Genomic DNA, 20522 nt, shown 5'->3' with positions numbered 1-20522 from the left:
CGCGGCTGCCGAGCCGACGATCGTTCATCCAATGAAATCGATCGGAGCGTACGCGCGGACCGCAACCGTCCACCCGCGTCTTGCACACATTGGGAAGGGTGGCAAGTTCCTGTCGTTTTGAAGGCTCACGCCATCTGCATGGCCCCGGTCGCGTTATGCCTCGGACGTCCAGTCGTAGAAACCCTGACCGGTCTTGCGGCCGAGGTGGCCGGCGGCGACCTTGTCGCGCAGCACCTGCGGCGGGGCAAAACGGGGGCCGAGCTCGCGCTCGAGATGCTCGGCGATCGCCAGGCGCACGTCGAGGCCGACCAGATCGGTGGTCTTCAGCGGGCCGACCGGGTGCCGGTATCCCAGCTCCATCGCGGAGTCGATGTCCTGCGCGCTCGCGACACCTTCGTCGACCATCCGCATCGCTTCCAGCGCGATGGCGACACCGAGACGGCTACTCGCGAAGCCCGGCGAATCCTTCACTGTGACAGCGGTTTTGCCGATCGCGGCCACCCAGCCCTGCGCGGCGGTGACCAACTCGTCGGCGGTCGTCTCTGCCACGACGATCTCGACCAGCGAGCTGCTCGGGACGGGGTTGAAGAAGTGCAGCCCGATGACCTGCTCGGGCTTCGGCAGGCGCCGCGCCAGGTCGGTCACCGACAGGGAACTGGTGTTGGTGCCGAGCATCGCGTCCGGCGCGATGCCGGCGACCTCGCCCAGGACCGTTGCCTTCAGGTCGGCGTCCTCGGGCACTGCCTCGATGATGAGCCCGCAACCGGCCAGCGCCTGCCGGTCGGTCGCGGTGCTGAGCTCGCCGTGCTGGGTCTGACCTCGTTCCGCTGATTTCGCCAGGCTACCCTCGATCCGCTCCCGGCCCGCGGCGGCAGCGTCGTCCGAGCTCTCGACCACCACGACGTCGGCGCCGCCGAGCAGGAACGCGTGCGCGATGCCGGCACCCATCCGGCCGGCACCGATGACACCGATTCGTTCTGGCAGAACGTTGTTCGTCACTTCTTGCGATCCTTCCGCTCCAGGAATGCGGTCATCCGGTCGTACTTGTCCTCGGTCTCGAAGAGGACCGCCTGCGCGATGTCGTCGATCAGCGGGTGCGCCTCGCGCGGCGCGTGGAAGACCGACTTGGTCAGCCGAACGGCTTGCGGCGCCTGCCGGGCGATCCGGTCAGCGAGCGCCATACCGGCCGCGAGGAGGTCGTCCGGCTCCACGATGTCGTTGAGCAGCCGGCAACCCAGTGCCTCTTCAGCGGTCAACACCCGCCCAGCCAGCAGGATCTCCTTGGCCAGCGGCTCCCCGACCAGCTCGGCCAGCCGCCACGACGCACCGGCAGCAGCCAGTATGCCGAGCCCGGGCTCGGGGTTGCCGATCTTCACCGACGGAGTGCCGATCCGGAAATCGCAGGCGTAGGCCAGCTCTGCGCCACCGCCGAGGGCGTAGCCGTCGATGAGAGCGATGACCGGCATCGGCAGCTTGCGGATCCGGTCGAAGATGCCGGAGTTGATGCCACGCAGGGCATCGTCACGGCGCCGCTCACGCAGTTGTCCGATGTCAGCTCCAGCAGCGAATATCCCTCCGCTGCCAGTGATCAGCGCGATCCGCGGCTGTTGCTCCAACAGCGCACATGCCTCGTGCAGCGCCGCGACCGTGTCGGCGTCGATGGCGTTGCGCACCTCCGGCCGATTGAGTCGTATGACGACACGGTCGTCTCGCTCATCGAGCTCGACGGCACTCAAAGCTGCCTCCTTCGAAAGGCCATGTCCTGGAAACGGGGTCCCCGCAAAGTATCGGAGCGAGGAACGAGCGGAGAACTTTGTGGGGTGTTCATACGGTCTCCAGGAGAAGGGCCGAACCCTGACCGACACCCACGCACATCGTGGCCAGACCGCGCTTGCCGCCGGTGTCGCGCATCCGACGCAGCAGGGTGACGACGAGGCGCGTGCCCGAGCAGCCGAGCGGGTGGCCCAGCGCAATGGCCCCACCGTCGGCGTTGATGATGTCGGCGTCCAGTTTCAGGTCCCGCATGCACGCGATCGACTGCGACGCGAATGCCTCGTTTAGCTCGACCGCATCGAGCGAATCCACTTGCCATCCGGCACGATCCATCGCCTTCCGGGTCGCGGGCACCGGTCCGATGCCCATGATCTCCGGCGCGACACCGGCGCTGGCGCCGGCGACGATGCGCGCCTTCGGCTGCAGACCGCTCTCGGCCAGGAACTTCTCCGACACGATGACGACCGCGGCCGCGCCGTCATTGAGCGATGACGCATTGCCGGCGGTGATCACGCCGTCCGGCTTGTTGACCGGTCGCAGCTTGGCCAGCTTCTCCGCGGTCGTGTCCGGTCGTGGTCCCTCGTCCCGCGTGACGTCACCCACCGCGATGATCTCGTCATCGAAACGGCCAGCCTCTCGAGCGGCTACCGCACGCTGATGTGACTGCAGCGCAAAGGAATCCAGCTCCTCGCGAGTCAGTTTCCACTGCTCGGCGACCCGCTCGGCGGTCTGTGGCATCGACAAGGTGGTGTCCTCCTCATACGCCGGGTTGGTGAACCGCCAGCCGATCGAGGTGTCGAAACTCGCGCCCGGCTTCGCCCACGGACGGGACGGCTTCGCCTGCACCCACGGAGCCCGGGTCATCGATTCGACCCCACCTGCGACGACGATGTCCGCGTCTCCCGCGGCAATCATCTGGCGTGCCGTCGTGATCGCGGTCAGCCCGGACGCGCAGAGCCGGTTGACGGTGAATCCCGGCACGCTCTGCGGCAATCCGGCCAACAGCACCGCCATACGGGCGACGTTGCGGTTGTCCTCACCGGCCTGGTTTGCGGCGCCGAAGATCACCTCGTCGATGCGCTCCGGGTCGATGCCGGACCGGCGCACCACCTCGCCGACGACGAGTGCGGCGAGGTCGTCGGGACGGTGTGCGGCGAGCGCGCCGCCATACCGGCCGATGGGAGTGCGGATCGCGTCGAGGACGAAGGCCTCCGGCATGCGTGTGCTCCTTTGAAGTTGTGGCTCAGGCGTCGTAGTCGACGGTCACGTCGTCGCTGATCGGGAAGCTCTGGCAGGTGACGACGAAACCCTGCTCGACTTCGGCATCCTCCAGCGCGTAATTGCGGACCATCTCGACCTCGCCGTGAGTGACCTTGGCGCGACAGGTGCCGCACACGCCGCCCTTGCAGGCGAACGGCATGTCGGGTCGCTTCTGCTGTGCCGAGTCGAGCACGGTCACGGTCTTGGGGACCGCCGTCGTCGTGCTTCGACCGTCGAGAACCACTGTCAATGCGGAGGTTTCGCCTTCGACGGTGGCTTCGGCATGGCGCAGCTGCGGCGGAGGAGCATCCACATAGAAGAGCTCGTAGTGGATGCGGTCCTTCGCGACACCCAACTCCTCCAGCACGGAGCGCGTCTCGGTCAGCATGTCGATCGGTCCGCACAACCAGACGTGGTCGATCAACTCCAACGGCACCAGCTCCCGCAGGATGGTGCGCAGCCGGTCACCCTCCAACCGGCCGGAGAAGAGCTCGACGTCGCGTGGCTCACGCGACAGCACGTGAATCAGGTCGAAACGCTGGTGATTGGCGTTCTTCAGGTCGGCGAGCTCTTCGGCGAACATGACGGTGTTGGTCGCACGGTTGCCGTAGAGCATGGTCACCGTTGAGTCCGGATGCGTCACGACCGACGAGGCGATCGACAGCATCGGCGTGATGCCGGACCCCACTGCGATGCACAGGTGCCGGGCCGGCTCGTCGGGTTCGGCGCGGAAGCTCCCGCTGGGTCGCTCCACCTCGATGGTGTCGCCCGGGCGCACGTCGTGCACCAGCCAGCTGGAGAAGAGCCCGTCCGGGATCTCCCGGACCCCGATGCGCGGCAGGCTGCCGACCGGTGAGCTGATCGAGTAGGTACGGCGGTGCTCGACACCATCGACGACCCGGCGCAACGTCAGCGCTTGCCCTGCGGCGAAAGCGAATTCGTCCGCTAACTCGTCCGGTATTGCGAAGGTGACCGCGACGGAGTCGTCGGTGAGCCGCTCGACGTCGGCCACCAGCAGATCGCGGAACGGTGCCGTGCGGGAGTTGATGTTCGTCTCGGTGGCGAGGGACATCTCTCTAATGCTCCTTGATGTGGTCGAAGGGCTCCCGGCAGGAGCGGCAGCGGTAGAGCGCCTTGCACGCGGTGCTGCCGAACTCGCTGGTCACCTCGGTGTCACCGGACCCGCACTGCGGGCACTGTATGGCGCGCCGGGTCGGCATCAGCTGCAGGGCAATCGGCCCGCGGGGAGCCTCTCCGGGAGGAGATATCCCGTTGTCGGACAAGGCTTTCCGACCATTCTCAGTGATCGAGTCGGTCGTCCACGGCGGGCTGAGCTGCACCCGGACCCGGACCGACTCGAAGCCCGCGTCGGTCAGCCGGTGCACCAGGTCGTCGCGCATCGTCGCCATCGCCGGACACCCCGAGTATGTCGGGGTGATCGCCACGACGACCGTGCCGTCGTCGTTCTGTCTGAGGTCCCGTAGGACACCCAGGTCGGCAAGGGTCAGCATCGGCAACTCCGGGTCGGTGACCTCCGATGCAACCCGCCAAGCATGTTCGAGCGCAGTCGGATTCACCGTCTCGGTCGTCACGGTCACCACCTGCCCATCGGGTGCGCCCGGGCGACCACCTGCAGCTCGGCGAGCAGCATGCTGAACGACTCCGAGTGCATGCCCTGCCGGCCGGTGCGGCCACGGACACCCGCGAGCGCCGGGGCGTCCGGTGCCGTCATACCTGCGACAGCCAGCACCTGGTCGAGCACCACACCGATCTCGTCAGCCAGCACGGCCGGGTCGGCACCAACGCGGACTTCGATCTCCGTGGACGCCGTCAACTCCGGGATCAACGGCCACACCGCACGCATTGCGTCGGTCAGCCGGCGGTAGGACTCTTCGGTGCCGCGGGCGAGCGTCACGAACCACCGACCAGCGAAATCCCGGTGGTACGCAAGCTCTTTCACGCCTTTCGCGGCAATCGCTGCTACCACGGCGTCGGCGTGGCCGACCAGCCGCTGCAGGATTGCCAGGCGCCAGGTCGACATCACGAGCAACCGGGCCACCAACTCGGCGAAGTCGCCGTTCGGGACCTCAGCCAGGCGCACATTTCGGAAGTCGCCTGCGTCGCGGAAGTAGGCGAGCCGGTCCTCGTCCGGCACCGGAGAACCCTCCGGGAGGGTCGGCACCAGTGACGGGTCCGCCGCGGCCGCCCGCGCGAGCAGCAGGCGCGCCTGACCGACGAGGTCCAGCGCGATGTTCGCGATTGCGATGTCCTCCTCCAGGTCGGGTGCGCGACTCGTCCACTCCGACAGTCGTTGTGCATAGATCAGTGCGTCATCGCCGAGCATCAAGCAGTACTGCGCCAATTCGGTCGCATCGATGCCGTCCGGGATCGTCGTGTCGACGCCGGCCAGTGGGTCTTCGAAATCGGTGCCGAAAGCCCAGTGCGCGTCGTTGCCGAGCAGCCCGGCATACGCGTTGTCGTGCTCGCCCTCGGTGTCCTGGGTGATGTGCTCGCTCATAACTGCTTTTTCCTGGTCATGTCATCCTCGAAAGTCGGGGTCCCCGCGAAGTATTCGGAGGAGCGAAGCGGGGGAGAAACTTTGTGGGGTGACTTACATGTGAGGGACGTTGGACGGGATGTCGTAGAACGTCGGGTGGCGGTAGACCTTGTCGCCGCTCGGTGCGAAGAGCGGGTCCTTCTCCGACGGGCTCGACGCGGTGATGTCCGCGGACTTCACCACCCAGATCGACACGCCCTCGTTGCGGCGGGTGTAGACGTCGCGCGCGTGCAGCAGCGCCATCTCGGCATCCGGCGCATGCAGCGAACCCACGTGCACGTGGTTGAGGCCGCGCTTGCTGCGGATGAAGACCTCGTAGAGCGGCCATTCGGCAGTGTTCTCAGTCATTTTCGGTCTCTTCCCCGGTCTCGATACGGCCTCCGCTAGCGCTCCGGCCTACTCGACCAGCTTGGGAAGCGAACGCCATCGCGGCGTCTCTGACCCATGCGCCGTCGTCGTATGCCGCCTTGCGGTGTGCCACTCGTGCCGCGTTGCAGGGGCCGTTGCCCTTGACGACGTGCCAGAACTCTTCCCAGTCCGGCTCGCCGTAGTCGTAAGAGTCACGCTCCTCGTTCCACTTCAACTCCGGGTCCGGGAACGTCACGCCGAGCGCTTCGGCCTGCGGCATCGACATGTCGACAAACCGTTGCCGCAGCTCGTCATTCGTATGGCGCTTGATGCCCCACGCCATCGACTGCTCGGTGTTGGGCGAGTCGCCATCCGGCGGGCCGAACATCATCAGCGCGGGCCACCAGAAGCGGTTGACCGACTCCTGCACCATCGCGCGCTGCTCGTCGGTGCCGCGCATCATCGTCATGAGCAGCTCGTAACCCTGCCGCTGGTGGAACGACTCCTCTTTGCAGATGCGGATCATCGCCCGGCCGTAAGGCCCATAAGAGGTTCGGCACAGGGGAACCTGGTTGCAGATTGCGGCGCCGTCGACCAGCCAGCCGATGGTGCCGACATCGGCATACGTCAGGGTCGGGTAGTTGAAGATCGAGGAGTACTTCTGCTTGCCGGAGATCAGCCGGCGGGTGAGTTCGTCGCGAGAGATGCCGAGCGTCTCGGTCGCGGAGTAGAGGTAGAGCCCGTGGCCGGCCTCGTCCTGCACCTTCGCCAGTAGCACCGCCTTACGCCGTAGTGAGGGCGCGCGGGTGATCCAGTTGCCCTCGGGCTGCATGCCGATGATCTCGGAGTGCGCGTGCTGTGCGACCTGCCGGATGAGTGTCTTGCGGTAGTCGTCCGGCATCCAGTCGCGTGGCTCGATGCGGTCGTTGCCGGCGATCGTCGCCTCGAAGGCCTCTTCCAAGGGAGCCTGGTCAACCTGCACGAGATCCTCCTCGAGTATTTACAGACCGAGTGGTCAGTTATTAGTCTGGCATGCAACGGCCGCCGTTGGCAACGACAAGCACCGACAACAGGAGTTCCAGTGACAGACGCACGCATGCTCGAGAGCTACGCCGCCGGATCGTGGTTCCGGTCCGACGCCGAGGGCGATCCGCTGCTGGACGCGACCACCGGCGAGACGGTTGCCCGGATCAGCAGCGTCGGCGTGGATCTCGCCGCGATGGTCCGGCACGCCAAGGAGGTCGGCGGGCCCGCCATACGAGAGCTGACCTTCCACCAGCGGGCGATGCTGATGAAGGAGGTCGCGCTGCTGCTGTCGAAGCCGGAGATCAAGGCAGAGCTGTATGACGTGTCCTTCAAAACCGGTGCCACCAAGAAGGATTCGTGGGTCGACATCGACGGCGGCATCGGCACGGTCTTCAGCTACTCCAGCAAGGCCCGCCGCGAGCTGCCCAACTCCACGGTCGCGCCCGACGGCCCGATGGAGCAGCTGAGCAAGGGCGGCACCTTCGTCGGTCAGCACGTCTTCACCTCGCGCCCCGGCGTCGCCGTCGAGATCAACGCGTTCAACTTCCCGGTGTGGGGCATGCTCGAAAAGCTCGCGCCCGCCTTCATCTCCGGCCTGCCGAGCATCGTCAAGCCGGCCAGTCAGACGGCATACCTGACCGAACTCGCCGTACGCCGCATCATCGAAGCCGGCGTCCTGCCCGAGGGCAGCCTGCAACTGCTCGCCGGCAGCGCTGGCACGCTGCTCGACGAGTTGACCGTCCAGGACTCGGTCGCGTTCACCGGATCGGCGCACACGGCGGGCTTCCTGCGGCGGCACGAGTCCGTGCTTCATGGCGGCGTTTCCCTTGGCGTGGAAGCGGATTCGCTGAACTGCTCGGTACTCGGCACCGACGTCACCACCGACGATCCGGAGTTCGACCTCTTCGTCAAGGGGGTCGTGGCAGAGATGACCGTCAAGGCCGGGCAGAAGTGCACCGCCATTCGCCGGGTGATCGTGCCCGGCCCGATGATCGACCCCGTCATCGAGGCGATCAGTGCGCGCCTGGACAAGTCCACCGTCGGCGACCCGCGCGACGAGTCCACCCGGGTCGGCCCGCTCGCGTCACTCGCCCAGCGCGACGAAGTGCGCAAGGCGATCGAGGCGCTGCGCTCCTCCGCCGACATCGTGTATGGCGACCCCCACGCCGCCGTCGGCGACGACCGTGGGGCCTTCATCCAACCGGTGCTGCTGCGCGCGCACGCCGACTCCACCCAGGTGCATGACGTCGAGCCCTTCGGCCCGGTCGCGTCTGTCATCGGTTACGAATCCACTGCTGACGCAGTGCAATTGGCCGCTCGCGGCAAGGGCAGCCTGGTCGGGTCCGTCGTGACCAACGACCCCGAGGTCGCCCGGGAGATCGTGCAAGGGGCCGCTCCCTGGCACGGCCGCATCCTGGTGCTCAACCGCGACGATGCCAAGGAGTCGACCGGTCACGGTTCGCCGCTGCCCATGCTCGTGCACGGTGGTCCGGGACGGGCCGGCGGCGGTGAGGAACTCGGCGGCGTCCGAGGCATCCTGCACCACATGCAGCGCACCGCCATACAGGGTTCGCCGGACATGCTGACCGCGATCACCGGGCGCTGGACGACCGGGTCCCAGCGCGACGTTGAAGACGTGCACCCGTTCCGAAAGTCGTTGGCACAGCTGCAGATCGGCGACACCGTCGAAACCGGCAGCCGCACGATCACACTGGAGGACATCAACGACTTCGCGGCCAAGACCGGCGACACGTTCTACGCACACACCGACCCCGAGGCCGCCGCCAAGAACCCGATCTTCGGGGGCATCGTCGCGCATGGCTACCTCATCGTGTCACTCGCAGCCGGCCTGTTCGTGGAGCCCAACCCGGGTCCGGTGCTGGCAAACTTCGGTGTCGACAACCTGCGCTTCCTGACTCCGGTCAAGGCCGGCGACTCGATCAGCGTCAAGCTGACCGCCAAGCAGATCACCCCGCGCCAGACCGCCGACTACGGCGAGGTCCGCTGGGACTGCCTGGTCACCAACCAGGACGGGGAGGCCGTCGCGACATACGACGTGCTGACCCTGGTCGCCAAGGAGTAGACCCCCGCCGCTCCTCGTTCGAGAGGAGTACCTCGTGACCGAGAGGAGTAGGGAATCGACCCTTTTTCGTAGTCCTGTCGGTCAGTTGGTACTCCTCTCGGTCACGCAGTCGGCGCAGGTGCCGAGCAGGGCCGCGTGCTGGGAGTCCAGCTCGAATCCGAGCTCCTCACGCATGCGGTCGCCGAGTGGTCCCAGCCAGTCGGTCGGCACGTCGAAGAACCGCTCGCAGGTCGTGCACTGCAGGTGCGCGTGGCTGTGCTGGGACGCCGCCGAGTGCTTCAGGTGGTAGATCGTCGCGCTGCCCGGCACGTGGGTGTGCGCGACGATGCCCAACTCGCTGAGCGACTGCAGCGACCGATAGATCGTTGCGCGGTGTACGCCGGGCTCGGCGGCGTCGACACGCTCGGCGATGTCCTCGGCGCACATGTGGCCGCGCGCCTCGTCCAGCACCTGGAGCACCGCTCGCCGCGCCGCGGTCACCCGCTCACCCTTCTCGCGCAGCCGGCCGAGGGCTTCTGTCACAGCCGGCGCTTCATCGGTATGTCGCATGACGCACCTCCTGCCTCGATTGTCCCTCAGCCGCCGGTTCGCGGAGGAGTCAGCGCGGTCTTCAGCTTCGAGGCGATCGATACCTGCTGTATGCCGAGCCCGGCGAGGTGCTCGGTCACGCCGTCCAGGAAGTCCAGCGTGCCGGCCCCGGTGAGCTCGACCTCCAGCTCGTGCCAGGCCTGATCGAGGCGAGGATCGAGCAGGTTGCTCGTCGTCACGCTGTCGTCACACACGCTCGCCACCGGCCCCTCCGGTCCGTCGACCAGCCGCTCCAGCCGGGTCGTCCGCACCCGGCAGATCGGCTGCAACGGCTCTCCCCGGTGAGGTGTGCGACCTGGGCGACGAACTCCTCCGGCGGCCCGTCCGATGCCTCGCCCAACGGAAGCCCGTGCTCGAAGCGACCCTCACTCTCACCCGGCACCTTCAGGTGCCAGCCGTCGTCGGCACCGCCGACCCGCCGCCGCAGGGTCACCCCGGCGCCGGCCAGTCGCACGTCGCCGGTGTCGTAGTAGAGCGCGTCCAGCTCATGGCGGACCGGCTCCGAGACGCTGGTCACGCCCGGCCACGACGCCGGGTCGGGCGCTTCGCGGTCGGCCAGGGTGAACTTCCGCTCCACTTCAAGGTGCCGCGCCACGTCCGCCATACAGCCATTGTCTTGTATGGCGGCTGGCCACTTGCAAGATCCCCAGGATCGCCATACGGGCCCCGGGTTTGCCTGATTTACTGACGAGTAGCACAATGAAGTTACTGACGAGTAGGACTATCTGGAGGAGCCAGAGCCATGTCCCATTACAAGAGCAACACCCGCGACCTGGAGTTCAATCTCTTTGAGCTCCTCGGCCGCCAGGATGTTCTCGGTTCGAGCCCGTATGACGAGGTCGACGCCGACACAGCACGCGAGATGATCAAGGAGCTGGCGCGGCTGGCCGAGAACGAGCTCGGTGACAGCCTGCTCGACTCCGACCGCAACCCGCCGGTCTACGACCCGCAGACGAAGACCGCGAAGCTGCCAGAGAGCTTCAAGAAGTCCTACCAGGCCTACCTTGACTCGGGATTCCAGGCCGTGGACCTGCCCAAGGAGTTCGACGGCACCGCCGTGCCGCCCTCGCTGAAGTGGGCGATGAACGAGCTGGTGCTCGGCTCGAACCCCGCGATCGGCATGTATGCCGCCACCTTCTCCTTCAGCCGCTTGATGTACATCCTGGGCAATGACGACCAGAAGAAGCTCGCCAAGTGGGTCGCCCAGGGGTCATGGGGCGCCACGATGGTGCTCACCGAACCTGACGCCGGTTCCGACGTCGGCGCGGGGCGCACCAAGGCGGTGCAGCAGCCCGACGGCACCTGGCACATCACCGGCGTGAAGCGCTTCATCACCTCCGCCGAGCAGGACATGACCGACAACATCGTGCACTTCGTGCTCGCTCGCCCCGAGGGCGCCGGCCCCGGCACCAAGGGCCTGTCGCTCTTCATCGTGCCGAAGTACCACGTCGACCTCGAGACCGGTGAGCTCGGCGCACGCAACGGCGTCTACACCACCAACGTCGAGCACAAGATGGGCCTGAAGGTCTCGACCACGTGCGAGCTGACCTTCGGCGACGGCGAGCCGGCCGTCGGCACCCTGCTCGGCGACGAGCACAACGGCATCGCGCAGATGTTCCAGGTCATCGAGCACGCTCGAATGCTGGTGGGCACCAAGGCAATTGCAACCCTGTCGACCGGTTACCTGAACGCGCTCGACTACGCCAAGCAGCGCGTCCAGGGCGCCGACATGACCACGCCCGCAAAGGACGCACCGCGCGTCACGATCACCCACCACCCCGACGTGCGCCGCAGCCTGATGCTGCAGAAGGCGTATGCCGAGGGCCTGCGCTCGCTGGTGCTCTACACCGCCAGCCAGCAGGACATCGTCGATGCGGAGTTCTTGCGCACCGGCTCCGAGCAGCCCGAGGCGGGCTCGCCGGCCGAGATGGCCGGCAAGCTCAACGACCTGCTGCTGCCGATCGTCAAGGGTGTCGGCTCCGAGCGCGCCTGGGTGCTGCTCGGCACCGAGTCGCTGCAGACCTTCGGTGGCTCCGGCTTCCTGCAGGACTACCCGGTCGAGCAGTACGTCCGCGACGCCAAGATCGACACCCTCTACGAGGGCACGACCGCGATCCAGGGTCAGGACTTCTTCTTCCGCAAGATCGTCAAGGACCAGTTCGCATCGCTGATGCACCTGGCCGGCCTGATCACCGAGACGGTCAAGGGCGGCGACGGCCACGACGGGCTGCAGACGGAGCGCGAGCTGCTCGGCACGGCGCTGGCCGATGTGCAGGGCATCGCCGAATGGCTTGCCACCACTGCGATGTCAGCGCTCGAGGAGGGCAAGGCCACCGAGATCTACAAGGTCGGTCTCAACACCTCACGCTTCCTGCTGGCCGCCGGCGACCTGGTCATCGGCTGGCTGCTGCTGCGCGGCGCCGAGGTCGCGCAGGCTCGCCTGGACGCCGGTGACGCCGGCTCGGACGAGGCGTTCTACCGCGGCAAGGTCGCGGCGGCGAAGTTCTACGCCGCCAACGTGCTGCCGAAGATCGCCGCCGAGCGCAGCATCGCCGAGTCGACCGACCTGTCGCTGATGGAGCTGCCGGAAGACTCCTTCTGATTGAAAGGACCCCATCCGCATTGAGCGGACCCGTTACCGCACCGCGGTAACGGGTCCGCTCAATGCGTTGTGGGTCCTTTCAATCATGGACGACAGCGCGGCGCGTGCGTCCGGCGCGCACGCGCCCCTTCACCGAGAGGACACCCGTTCATCGAGGGGACAGGGGAATTGCCCGAATCGGGCCCGATTCGGGCAATTTCCCCTGTCCCCTCGGTCATTGGGTGTCCTCTCGGTTTTGTGGATTGCCGCTCACAGGTGCGCCGGGACGGTGGAGAGGTTTCGGACACGACGGCTTCACGGTCGGGCAACGGCGGCGAAACAGCGAGCGCCGAGCATGGTGGGATCGGGCCGCTTCATCCCCAGGAGACCACCATGGACCAACGCCAGATCCACCTCGTGCAGTCGACGTTTGCGCAGGTCGCACCGATCGCCGACCAGGCTTCGAGCATCTTCTACGACAAGCTCTTCGAGCTCGACCCCTCGCTGCGCGCCCTCTTCCCCGCCGACATCACCGAGCAACGCCAAAAGCTCATGAAGACACTGGGTTTCGCAGTCAACGGACTGTCGGACTGGACCGCCGCAGCACCCGCGGTGCGATCCCTCGGCGCCCGGCACGTCGGGTATGGCGCCCTGCCGTCGCACTACGCGACCGTCGGCTCGGCCCTCATCAGCACCCTGGATGTCGGCCTCGGTGCCGCCTTCACCCCGGAGGTTCGCGAGGCGTGGGTCGCGTGTCTCGGTCTGGTCAGCAGCGCCATGCGAGATGCCGCGGCCGACGAGCTGGCGTCCTGAGGCGACGGGCGACGTCCAGAAACTTACTTGGTCGTTTGTCCACCTTCGTGATGTGATCCCTGCCATAGTCGATTTCGTCGGCGCGGACGACCGCGCGTAGCGCTCAGGCGAAGGAGACCGTGCGATGACGGTTCACGAGGAGAAGACCCAGCCCACCCGCCGGACCGTGTTGCGCGGCAGCGCTGCTGTCGGCGTCGGCGGCGCATTGGCGGCCACGGCGGTGGCCGCAGCACCGGAGGCGGAGGCGACCACCGAGGCGGCATACCTCGTCGGTCGCGGGATGGGCGACACGACCGGGGCCTGCGCCGAGAACGGCATGATGGGCTACTCGATGCCGCAGCAGATCGACAACGGCATCTCGATGCGACTGCGGGCGCGTGCGTTCGTGGTCGTGGACCTGGCGACCGGCAGGCGGATCGCGTGGTGCGTTGCGGACCAGGCACTGATCCCGGTCGCGGCACATGCGGCGATCGTGGCGAAGCTGATGGCCAAGTACCCCGGCACCTACGACTACACGAATGTCTGTGTCACTGCTACGCATTCGCACTCGACACCGGGTGGCTGCTCCCACGACTTCATCTACAACCTGGCGATCCTGGGCTTCCAGCAGGAGACCTTCGACGCGATGGTCGATGGGTTCGTCGACGCCATCAGCGCGGCGCACGAGGACCTCAAGCCGGGATCGATCACGGTCGGTCATACGACCCTGAGTGACGCGAGCCGCAACCGTTCACAGACGGCATTCGAGCTGAACCCAGCTTCCGACAAGGCGATGTTCCCCGACGCGATCGACCCGAACATGATCGTCTGGCGCTTCAAGCAGGGCAGCACCGACGTCGGCGCGATCTCGTGGTTCCCGACCCACGGCACGTCACTGCCGAACACGAATCTCCTTGTCAGCGGCGACAACAAGGGGTATGCCGCCTGGTCGTGGGAGCGCGAACAACTGGGCCAGGACTACCTGGCGGGACAGCAGAAATTCGTGTCGGCATTCGCGCAGTCGGCAGCCGGGGACATGTCCCCGAACCTCGAGTTGAAGCCGGGCACCGGTCCGACCGACGACCCGTGGCAGAACATCGCGATCATCGGCGACCGGCAGAAGACCGCCATGCAGCAGGCCTGGAAGACGGCGACCACGCCGATCGCCGGGTCGATCGAGAGCATCGCGACCTACATCGACATCGGCAACATCGCCATCGACTCCAAATGGACGCCGGACGGTCAGGAGCACCACACGACGCCGGCCGTGATCGGTGCGTCGATGCTGGCCGGCAGCGTCGAGGACGGTCCCGGCCTCGGTTACCCCGAGGGTTGGACCGGACCGTTGGCCAAACTGTGGGCGATGCTGCCGTCGATGCCGCCCTCTCCGGGTTGGATGCTCGCCGAGCAGCAGCCGAAGCTGTGCACCCTGCCGGTCGGGCTGCTGGGCGCGGCGCCGAGTCGAGTGCTGATCCAGGTGCTGAAGATCGGGCAGTTCCACATCGTCTGCACCCCGTGCGAGGTGACCATCGTGTCGGGCTGCGGATCCGTCGCTCGGTCGCCGCGGAGCTGGGTGTGCCGATCGAGCAGGTGATGATCCAGTCCTACTCCAATGGGTATGCCGAATACGTCACAACCCCAGAGGAATACGCGTCACAGCAGTACGAGGGCGGCTCGACGCTCTACGGCCGGTACGAACTGTGCGCCTACCAGCAGGAGTTGTCGTCGCTGGCGAAGAAGCTGCAGTCCGGCACGTCGGTGCCGGTCAGCAGCGCCGGTGCACCGTCGCCGCTCGGCTTCCTCAATCTGGTGCCCGGGGTCGTCTATGACAACCCGCCGCTGGGCCAGAAGTTCGGTCAGGTGGTGACGGCGCCCGCGACGTCATACACGCGTGGAAGCCGGGTGACCGTCGAATTCGTCACCGGGCACCCCAAGAACAACCTGCGCCGGGACGGGACGTTCCTCGAGGTGCAGCGCAAGGTGGGCACTTCATGGAAGCGCGTGCAGGACGACGGCGACTTCGCGACCAAATTCGTCTGGACCCGCAAGGACGTACTGCTCGGCTCCTCGACGGCGACGATCACCTGGGACATCCCGGCCGACGCGCCGGCCGGCACCTATCGGATCGTGCACCACGGATCGTCGAAGGCGCCGTTGACCGGGCAAATCAGCGACTTCACGGGAATATCAACGGAATTCACACTCGGGTGAGTGCGGCGAGACGTCGCAGCGCGAACTCGTAGCCGTCGACACCGCAGCCGACGATGACGCCGGCGGCGAGGTCGGACAGGTAGGAGTGGTGCCGGAAGTCCTCGCGGGCAAAGACATTCGAGACGTGCACCTCGACGAACGGCACCTGCACCGCTGCCAGCGCGTCCCGGATCGCGACCGACGTATGCGTGTAGGCGCCGGCGTTGAGCACGATGCCCGCATCGCCGCGACGCCGCTGGATCTCGTCGACCAGCGCGCCTTCGTGATTGCTCTGGAAGAGCTCCACCTGCACGTCCAGCCCGGCGGCCACCTGCTCACAACGCGCCTGTATGTCGGAAAGCGTTGCGGCGCCATACAACTCGGGCTCGCGGGTGCCGAGCAGGTTGAGGTTGGGTCCGTTGAGGACCGCGATCGTCGGGCGCGTCATGTCTCAAGTATGACGGCTCACCCCGCACCGGAGCCGGATGCCGGGCCCTCGTCGCGCACTTCGTGAACCGCGGACACCGCTTCTCGCAGTCTGCCGATCCAGTCGTCTTCGTGCTGGCCGACGAGGCGCACGGACCAGGCCAGCGCTTCGGACCGTGACCTCGCGACACCCGCGTCGACGAGCGTGTCGAGCACCCGGCGCTCCGGCTGGCGGAGCCTGGTCATCACCGGCACGGAGAGGTTGGTGAAGATCTCTCGGGTCTCCCCGCAGACCGCACCCCACGCCACCTTGACACCGAAACGTCGCTGGGCCTCGTCCGCGATCCGCATGCGCTTGCCGCGGGTGTCCTCACGCCAGCGCTTGATGCGACCGCTCTCCGCGGCACGGGCACCGTCCTCGTCGGCCTTGTCCATCTTCGGCGCCGGAAGCGTGCCGACAACCACGATCTCGTCGCGGTCAGTCGTCACCTCGGCAGCGCCCTCGAACCAATCGTCGGGCAACCGCCCGGCGAACCATCCTTCGATCTCACTCATGTATTGATTACACGCTTACATGATTACATCGTCAAGGGGAGGTGGCACGGAGGGCGAGCTCGAGGTGGCCCGCAGCGCCGTCGACCAGGGTGATCGGGATGCCCCAATCCTGTTGGTAGACATGGCAGGCCGCATGCTCGGGCAACTCGCCGGTCACCGGATCACCGTCACAGGCGGCCGCCCGGACCGAGATGTGCAGGACACCCTCCCGGGCATCGTCAGCGAACTCGAGCGTGCGCTCCAGCCCCTGCGCGGCGCCGGCACCCTGCACCAGCAGGTCCTCCGGTGTGGCCGAGACCGTCAGCTGAGTCGGGTCGCCATACCTCTTGTCGAGCTTCTGACCGGTCGGCGGCACGAAGCCGACCGACAGTCGCAGCGCGCCCGGCGCGACCTCGGTCACGGACCGTTGGGTCCGCAGTGCGGCACCCGAAACCCGTGCAGCATCAGCGGGTATGGCGACCCGGGTGACCCGGTGCGCAGTCGATTCGACGACGAGCAGTCGCGCGCCGTCGGCGTCGGCCTCGACCAGCACGTCGCTGGGTTCAGCAAGACCCGAGGCCAGAGTGGAGACCTCCCCGGTCGCCGAGTCGAAGCGCCGGATCGCACCGTTGTAAGTGTCGGCGATCGCGACGCTCCCGTCCGGCAACTCCGTCACACCCAAGGGGTGCTGCAGCAGCGCGTCGCCCGCCGGACCATCGACATGACCGAAGTCGAAGAGACCCTTGCCGACATACGAGTCGAGGCGAAAGCCGCTGTCCGACAGCGAGATCGACCGCAACGCCGAGGTTTCGGAGTCAGCGATCCAGACTCGGGAGCCGTCGGCGGCGGACGCGAGACCGGACGGCTGCGCCATCCACGCCTCGTACGCGTCGCCGTCGCGCAGACCCTCCTGACTGGTGCCCGCGAGCACCGCCACGGAGTTGTCCTTCGGATCGGCGGCGAGGTGCAGCGCCCACAGCTGGTGGGTGCCGGCCATCGCGATGACCACCCGGTCTATCCACCACGCGACATCCCACGGCGTCGACAACGGCTGTTTGAGTGCGGCCCCACTTCCGGAGCGCTCGCGCAGCTGCTCGCCAGTGCCGGCCTGGACGCGAATCTGCCCGTCCGACAGGCGAATCGAGAGGACCTGGTGTCGCACCGAGTCCGCCACGACGACGTCGTAGCCCACGCGCTGCGCCGTCTCGGCGGGCAGCACCAAGATGCCCTGCGGCGAGTCCAGGACGTCGGGTCCGCCGTAGCGGGCACGCTCGGTCTCCAGGTCGGCCTCGAGGTGCACGACTTGATGGTGTGCAGTGTCGGACACCAGGTAGCTGCCGTCACCCACAGCTGCGAGCTTCCCCGGGAAACGCAGCGCGGTGGCGGGCGGCGCCGGTGCGACATACGGCCCGTCACCGGTGCGCAACGTGCCCTTCGCATGGTGCTCCTCGAGCAGCTCGCGCACCAGGATCGTCAGCCCCTGCGCGTGACCCTCACCGGAGAACTGCCCGACGATGTAACCCTCCGGGTCGATGACCACCAGCGTCGGCCAGGCGCGAGCGGTGTAGGCGCCCCAGGTCGTCAGCTCCGGATCGTCGAGCACCGGGTGGTGCACGGCATACCGCTCCACCGCCTGCTCCAGCGCGACCGGGTCGGCCTCGTGCTCGAACTTGGGCGAGTGCACGCCGATGAGCACCAGCTGGTCGGCGAATTCGCTTTCCAATGGCCGTAGTTCGTCCAGCACGTGCAGGCAGTTGACGCAGCAGAAAGTCCAGAAATCCAGGACCACAACTTTGCCGCACAGGTCGGCCAGCCGGACCTGCTCCCCGCCGGTGTTGAGCCAGCCCCGACCGATGAGCTCCGGAGCACGTACGCGCAGACCTGTCATGCCTCCATGGTCCCGCGGACGCGGACGGAGCGATCAGCCGGTCGGCTTCATCGCCAGCAACACCGCGAAGTCACCCGCCCGATCCGTCCATACCTGCCGCACCGAGAGGCCGACATCCTCCAGCTCACCGCAGATCCCGCTGACCCGGAACTTCGTCGAGATCTCCACGCGCACCTCCTCGCCACTGGCGAGCGTGAAGTCGAGATCGGCGGCAGGCAGCCGCACGCGTTGTGGCATGTCGGCGCGCAACCGCAGGTCCATCCGCTCCATCTGGGGGTCCCAGAACGGCACATAGGAGAACCCGTCGGCGTCGATCTCGCCGTGCAACTCGCGGTTGAGCACACGCAGCACGTTGCGGACGAAAGCCTCGGTGACACCGTCGGAGTCGTGGTATGCCGCGACCAGCCGGTCCGCGCTCTTGACCAGGTCGACACCGAGCAACAGCGAATCGCCCGCGACCAGGACGTCGCTCAGCGCTCCCAGGAACGCCGCGCGCTCCTCGCGGTAGAAGTTGCCGATCGTGCTGCCGAGGAAGGCGATCGTGCGTCGGTCGCCCTGGGGAAGCTGCGCCAGGTGCAGCGTGAAATCGCCGACGACCGCTTCGACCTGCAAGGCGGGATAGCGCTCCACGAGCGTCTCGGTCGCCTGACGCAGCGTCGCCTCTGACACGTCGACCGGGGTGAAGCGCCGCAACCGGCCGGTCGCGGTGAAGGCGTCCAGCAGGATCCGGCTCTTCTCGCTGGTGCCGCTGCCCAACTCGATCACGGTGCTCGCCCCGCTCGCCGCGGCGATCTCGTCGGCGTGCTCGGACAAGATCTCGTGCTCCGCCGCGAACGGGTAGTACTCCGGCAGCTTGGTGATCTGGTCGAAAAGCTCCGAACCGCGGTCGTCATACAGCCACTTGGGCGAGAGCGTGCGCGGATGACTGCCGAGGCCCCGGCGTACGTCATCGATCAGGCTGTCACCGGCTCGGTCCGGGTCGAGCAGCACGGAGACGATCGGGTCCGGCGTCGCGCTCATTTCGCAGCTCCTTCGGCCAGCCGCAACCCGGTCATCGGCCAGCGCGCGCCCGCCGGGAAGAAGTTGCGGTATGACGCCCGCGCGTGCCCCGGCGGCGTCAGCGCACAACCACCGCGCAGCACCATCTGGCCGGACATGAACTTTCCGTTGTATTCGCCGATGGCGCCCTCGGCCGGATGGAAACCCGGGTAGGCGAGGTATGCCGACGAGGTCCACTCCCAGCAGTCGCCATACATCTGTCGCAGGCCGCCGGAGGCCGGCGGCGCGGGGCGTGCGTGGAAGGTCTGCGAGTCGGCGAGATTGGCGCTGTCGTTGGGCTCGCCGAGCAGCGTGCGCGCCGCGTGCTCCCACTCCTGCTCCGTCGGCAGCCGCTTGCCCGCCCAGGAGGCGAACGCGTCGGCTTCGTAATGACTCAGGTGGGTCACCGGCACGCCGGGGTTGACCGGGAAGGTGCCGTGCAACGTGTGCTCGAACCAGATCCCGTCGAGCTGCTGCCAGTAGAACGGCGCCTGCCAGCCTTCCCGCTGCACCCGCCCCCAGCCGTCGGACAGCCACAGTCCGGCCCGGTCGTAGCCGCCGTCAGCCATGAATTCGAGCCATTCGCCGTTGGTGATCAGCCGATCGCCGAGGCGGTAGGGCTCCAGATAGACGCGGTGCGGCGGCAGCTCGTTGTCGAAGCAGAACCCGCCACCCTCGTGGCCGACCTCGACGAGCCCGCCCTCCACATCGACCCAGCCGAGCCGGTCGGGATCGCAGATCGGCGCGGGCGTCCCGGCATACGCCGGCTGCAGCGGGTTGGCCGACAGGACGTGCTTGATGTCCATCAGCAGCAACTCCTGGTGCTGCTGCTCGTGGTTGAAGCCCAGCTCGATCGTCGACGCGAGCTGCTCCAGCGCACCCGGGTCGAGCGTGTCGATCAGGTCGCGCATGCGCGCGTCCACGTTGCCGCGATAGGTGCCGACGTCGTGCGCACCGGGCCGGCTGATGTGCCCGCGCTCGGCGCGCGCGTAACGCGGCCCGACCGCTTCGTAGTAACTGTTGAACAGGAACCAGTATTTGTCCTGGTATGGCGCGAAGTTGCGCTCCTGCTCGGCCAGCACGAACGTCTCGAAAAACCAGGTGACGTGCGCTCGATGCCACTTGGTCGGCGAGACGTCGGCCATCGATTGCACCGTCTGGTCCTCGGGCGACAGCGGAGCCGAGAGGACCTCGGTGTAGGACCGCACCTCGTCATACCGCGACAGGAGCGCGTCCACGGTCCGGCTGTCAGTGGGACTGTGCGTGGGAGCGGAAAGAGTGGTCACGTCGGACACCTCCGGCCCAGCCGGTCGTCGACGGCGGCCGCCGAGTGCGGGCGCGCCGGGCCGGGCTGACTCGAATCAGCCTAGGCGCCACATCCGACAACCGGCCGAGAAGAGAGTGACCGGTAGGCGGCCTGCCGATGGCGAACGCGGTA

General features: G+C 67.1%; 20 protein-coding genes and 1 pseudogene. 5 read left to right on the top strand and 16 right to left on the bottom strand.

Going from position 1 to position 20522, the window contains the following annotated elements:
• Positions 1-153: 153 nt before the first annotated feature.
• The 8 genes from ACFQDH_RS07010 to paaA form a co-directional block, all read right to left on the bottom strand.
• Positions 154-999 carry a 3-hydroxyacyl-CoA dehydrogenase family protein gene (locus tag ACFQDH_RS07010; RefSeq protein WP_382399792.1) on the bottom strand — a complete coding sequence of 282 codons (846 nt, stop codon included), beginning with the start codon at positions 997-999 and terminating at the stop codon, positions 154-156.
• Complete coding sequence (locus ACFQDH_RS07005; RefSeq protein ID WP_382399790.1) at positions 996-1736, bottom strand: enoyl-CoA hydratase/isomerase family protein; 741 nt, start codon at positions 1734-1736, stop codon at positions 996-998. The genes ACFQDH_RS07010 and ACFQDH_RS07005 overlap by 4 nt, the downstream gene beginning before the upstream one ends.
• Before the next feature lie 88 nt (positions 1737-1824).
• Positions 1825-2991 carry a thiolase family protein gene (locus ACFQDH_RS07000; RefSeq protein ID WP_382399788.1) on the bottom strand — a complete coding sequence of 389 codons (1167 nt, stop codon included), beginning with the start codon at positions 2989-2991 and terminating at the stop codon, positions 1825-1827.
• 25 nt (positions 2992-3016) lie between these two features.
• Positions 3017-4105 carry a 1,2-phenylacetyl-CoA epoxidase subunit PaaE gene (paaE, locus tag ACFQDH_RS06995; protein ID WP_382399786.1) on the bottom strand — a complete coding sequence of 363 codons (1089 nt, stop codon included), beginning with the start codon at positions 4103-4105 and terminating at the stop codon, positions 3017-3019.
• A gap of 4 nt (positions 4106-4109) precedes the next feature.
• Positions 4110-4625, bottom strand: coding sequence for a 1,2-phenylacetyl-CoA epoxidase subunit PaaD (gene paaD, locus ACFQDH_RS06990; RefSeq protein ID WP_382399784.1), 516 nt, complete (start codon positions 4623-4625; stop codon positions 4110-4112).
• Between the two features lie 2 nt (positions 4626-4627).
• Positions 4628-5551, bottom strand: a complete 924-nt coding sequence (gene paaC / locus ACFQDH_RS06985; RefSeq protein ID WP_382399782.1) for a 1,2-phenylacetyl-CoA epoxidase subunit PaaC — start codon at positions 5549-5551, stop codon at positions 4628-4630.
• A 93-nt stretch (positions 5552-5644) separates the two neighbouring features.
• On the bottom strand, positions 5645-5938 hold the full coding sequence (gene paaB / locus ACFQDH_RS06980) for a 1,2-phenylacetyl-CoA epoxidase subunit PaaB (RefSeq protein WP_382399780.1): 294 nt from the start codon (positions 5936-5938) through the stop codon (positions 5645-5647).
• The gene (paaA, locus tag ACFQDH_RS06975) at positions 5931-6920 is read right to left on the bottom strand and encodes a 1,2-phenylacetyl-CoA epoxidase subunit PaaA (protein ID WP_382399777.1); all 990 of its coding nucleotides are present in this window, start codon (positions 6918-6920) and stop codon (positions 5931-5933) included. The genes paaB and paaA overlap by 8 nt, the downstream gene beginning before the upstream one ends.
• 114 nt (positions 6921-7034) lie before the next feature.
• Here paaA and paaZ point away from each other — a divergent pair, with 114 nt between their 5' ends.
• Positions 7035-9047, top strand: a complete 2013-nt coding sequence (gene paaZ, locus ACFQDH_RS06970) for a phenylacetic acid degradation bifunctional protein PaaZ (RefSeq protein ID WP_382404824.1) — start codon at positions 7035-7037, stop codon at positions 9045-9047.
• Between the two features lie 81 nt (positions 9048-9128).
• Here the strand turns inward: paaZ and ACFQDH_RS06965 are convergent, their stop codons facing one another.
• Genes ACFQDH_RS06965 through ACFQDH_RS06955 form a run of 3 tightly spaced genes read right to left on the bottom strand, consistent with a single transcriptional unit; the run spans position 9129 to position 10239 of the window.
• A complete protein-coding gene (locus tag ACFQDH_RS06965) occupies positions 9129-9596 on the bottom strand; it encodes a Fur family transcriptional regulator (protein WP_382399775.1) in 468 nt (155 codons plus the stop codon).
• 26 nt (positions 9597-9622) lie between these two features.
• Positions 9623-9829 carry a hypothetical protein gene (locus ACFQDH_RS06960; protein ID WP_382399773.1) on the bottom strand — a complete coding sequence of 69 codons (207 nt, stop codon included), beginning with the start codon at positions 9827-9829 and terminating at the stop codon, positions 9623-9625.
• Complete coding sequence (locus ACFQDH_RS06955; protein ID WP_382399771.1) at positions 9811-10239, bottom strand: CYTH domain-containing protein; 429 nt, start codon at positions 10237-10239, stop codon at positions 9811-9813. The genes ACFQDH_RS06960 and ACFQDH_RS06955 overlap by 19 nt, the downstream gene beginning before the upstream one ends.
• A 138-nt stretch (positions 10240-10377) precedes the next feature.
• On the opposite strand from ACFQDH_RS06955, the gene ACFQDH_RS06950 reads away from it, so the two are divergent.
• The 4 genes and pseudogenes from ACFQDH_RS06950 (at position 10378) to ACFQDH_RS06935 (ending at position 15219) form a co-directional block, all read left to right on the top strand.
• Positions 10378-12237, top strand: a complete 1860-nt coding sequence (locus ACFQDH_RS06950) for an acyl-CoA dehydrogenase (RefSeq protein ID WP_382399769.1) — start codon at positions 10378-10380, stop codon at positions 12235-12237.
• 372 nt (positions 12238-12609) lie between these two features.
• Positions 12610-13029: a globin family protein gene (locus ACFQDH_RS06945; RefSeq protein WP_382399767.1), complete on the top strand. Its 420-nt coding sequence runs from the start codon at positions 12610-12612 to the stop codon at positions 13027-13029.
• Between the two features lie 124 nt (positions 13030-13153).
• Positions 13154-14664 (top strand): annotated as a pseudogene (locus ACFQDH_RS06940) (neutral/alkaline non-lysosomal ceramidase N-terminal domain-containing protein); the annotation flags it as partial.
• A 102-nt stretch (positions 14665-14766) separates the two neighbouring features.
• Positions 14767-15219 carry a neutral/alkaline non-lysosomal ceramidase C-terminal domain-containing protein gene (locus ACFQDH_RS06935; protein WP_382404823.1) on the top strand — a complete coding sequence of 151 codons (453 nt, stop codon included), beginning with the start codon at positions 14767-14769 and terminating at the stop codon, positions 15217-15219.
• On the opposite strand, the gene aroQ is transcribed toward ACFQDH_RS06935, so the two are convergent.
• From aroQ to egtB, 5 genes are read right to left on the bottom strand one after another with little or no spacing between them, the layout of a single operon-like run.
• Positions 15206-15646, bottom strand: coding sequence for a type II 3-dehydroquinate dehydratase (aroQ, locus tag ACFQDH_RS06930; RefSeq protein ID WP_382399764.1), 441 nt, complete (start codon positions 15644-15646; stop codon positions 15206-15208). The two genes, ACFQDH_RS06935 and aroQ, sit on opposite strands and share 14 nt — an antisense overlap.
• Before the next feature lie 17 nt (positions 15647-15663).
• Positions 15664-16179 carry a hypothetical protein gene (locus tag ACFQDH_RS06925; protein WP_382399762.1) on the bottom strand — a complete coding sequence of 172 codons (516 nt, stop codon included), beginning with the start codon at positions 16177-16179 and terminating at the stop codon, positions 15664-15666.
• Between the two features lie 31 nt (positions 16180-16210).
• Positions 16211-18046 (bottom strand): NHL domain-containing thioredoxin family protein, encoded by a 1836-nt coding sequence (locus ACFQDH_RS06920; protein WP_382399760.1) that lies wholly within the window; start codon positions 18044-18046, stop codon positions 16211-16213.
• 33 nt (positions 18047-18079) lie between these two features.
• Positions 18080-19066: an L-histidine N(alpha)-methyltransferase gene (gene egtD / locus ACFQDH_RS06915; protein ID WP_382399758.1), complete on the bottom strand. Its 987-nt coding sequence runs from the start codon at positions 19064-19066 to the stop codon at positions 18080-18082.
• Entirely contained in the window at positions 19063-20370 is a 1308-nt protein-coding gene (egtB, locus tag ACFQDH_RS06910; protein WP_382399756.1) for an ergothioneine biosynthesis protein EgtB, read from the bottom strand. Before egtB ends, egtD begins: the two co-directional genes overlap by 4 nt.
• Positions 20371-20522: the final 152 nt, after the last annotated feature.

This window comes from Flexivirga alba (assembly GCF_042661025.1).
In the GTDB taxonomy this organism is placed as follows: Bacteria; Actinomycetota; Actinomycetes; order Actinomycetales; family Dermatophilaceae; genus Flexivirga; species Flexivirga alba.
Note: the sequence above shows the minus strand (reverse complement) of the source record. Positions and strands in the feature narration are given on the sequence as shown.

Excerpts from the sequence above, each read along its gene's own strand:
- ACFQDH_RS07000 (WP_382399788.1), bottom strand. The coding sequence starts at position 2,991 with ATGCCGGAGGCCTTCGTCCTCGACGCGATCCGCACTCCCATCGGCCGG.
- paaE (WP_382399786.1), bottom strand. The coding sequence starts at position 4,105 with ATGTCCCTCGCCACCGAGACGAACATCAACTCCCGCACGGCACCGTTC.
- paaC (WP_382399782.1), bottom strand. The coding sequence starts at position 5,551 with ATGAGCGAGCACATCACCCAGGACACCGAGGGCGAGCACGACAACGCG.
- paaB (WP_382399780.1), bottom strand. The coding sequence starts at position 5,938 with ATGACTGAGAACACTGCCGAATGGCCGCTCTACGAGGTCTTCATCCGC.
- paaZ (WP_382404824.1), top strand. The coding sequence starts at position 7,035 with ATGCTCGAGAGCTACGCCGCCGGATCGTGGTTCCGGTCCGACGCCGAG.
- ACFQDH_RS06965 (WP_382399775.1), bottom strand. The coding sequence starts at position 9,596 with ATGCGACATACCGATGAAGCGCCGGCTGTGACAGAAGCCCTCGGCCGG.
- ACFQDH_RS06955 (WP_382399771.1), bottom strand. The coding sequence starts at position 10,239 with ATGGCGGACGTGGCGCGGCACCTTGAAGTGGAGCGGAAGTTCACCCTG.
- ACFQDH_RS06950 (WP_382399769.1), top strand. The coding sequence starts at position 10,378 with ATGTCCCATTACAAGAGCAACACCCGCGACCTGGAGTTCAATCTCTTT.
- ACFQDH_RS06945 (WP_382399767.1), top strand. The coding sequence starts at position 12,610 with ATGGACCAACGCCAGATCCACCTCGTGCAGTCGACGTTTGCGCAGGTC.
- aroQ (WP_382399764.1), bottom strand. The coding sequence starts at position 15,646 with ATGACGCGCCCGACGATCGCGGTCCTCAACGGACCCAACCTCAACCTG.
- ACFQDH_RS06925 (WP_382399762.1), bottom strand. The coding sequence starts at position 16,179 with ATGAGTGAGATCGAAGGATGGTTCGCCGGGCGGTTGCCCGACGATTGG.
- ACFQDH_RS06920 (WP_382399760.1), bottom strand. The coding sequence starts at position 18,046 with ATGACAGGTCTGCGCGTACGTGCTCCGGAGCTCATCGGTCGGGGCTGG.
- egtD (WP_382399758.1), bottom strand. The coding sequence starts at position 19,066 with ATGAGCGCGACGCCGGACCCGATCGTCTCCGTGCTGCTCGACCCGGAC.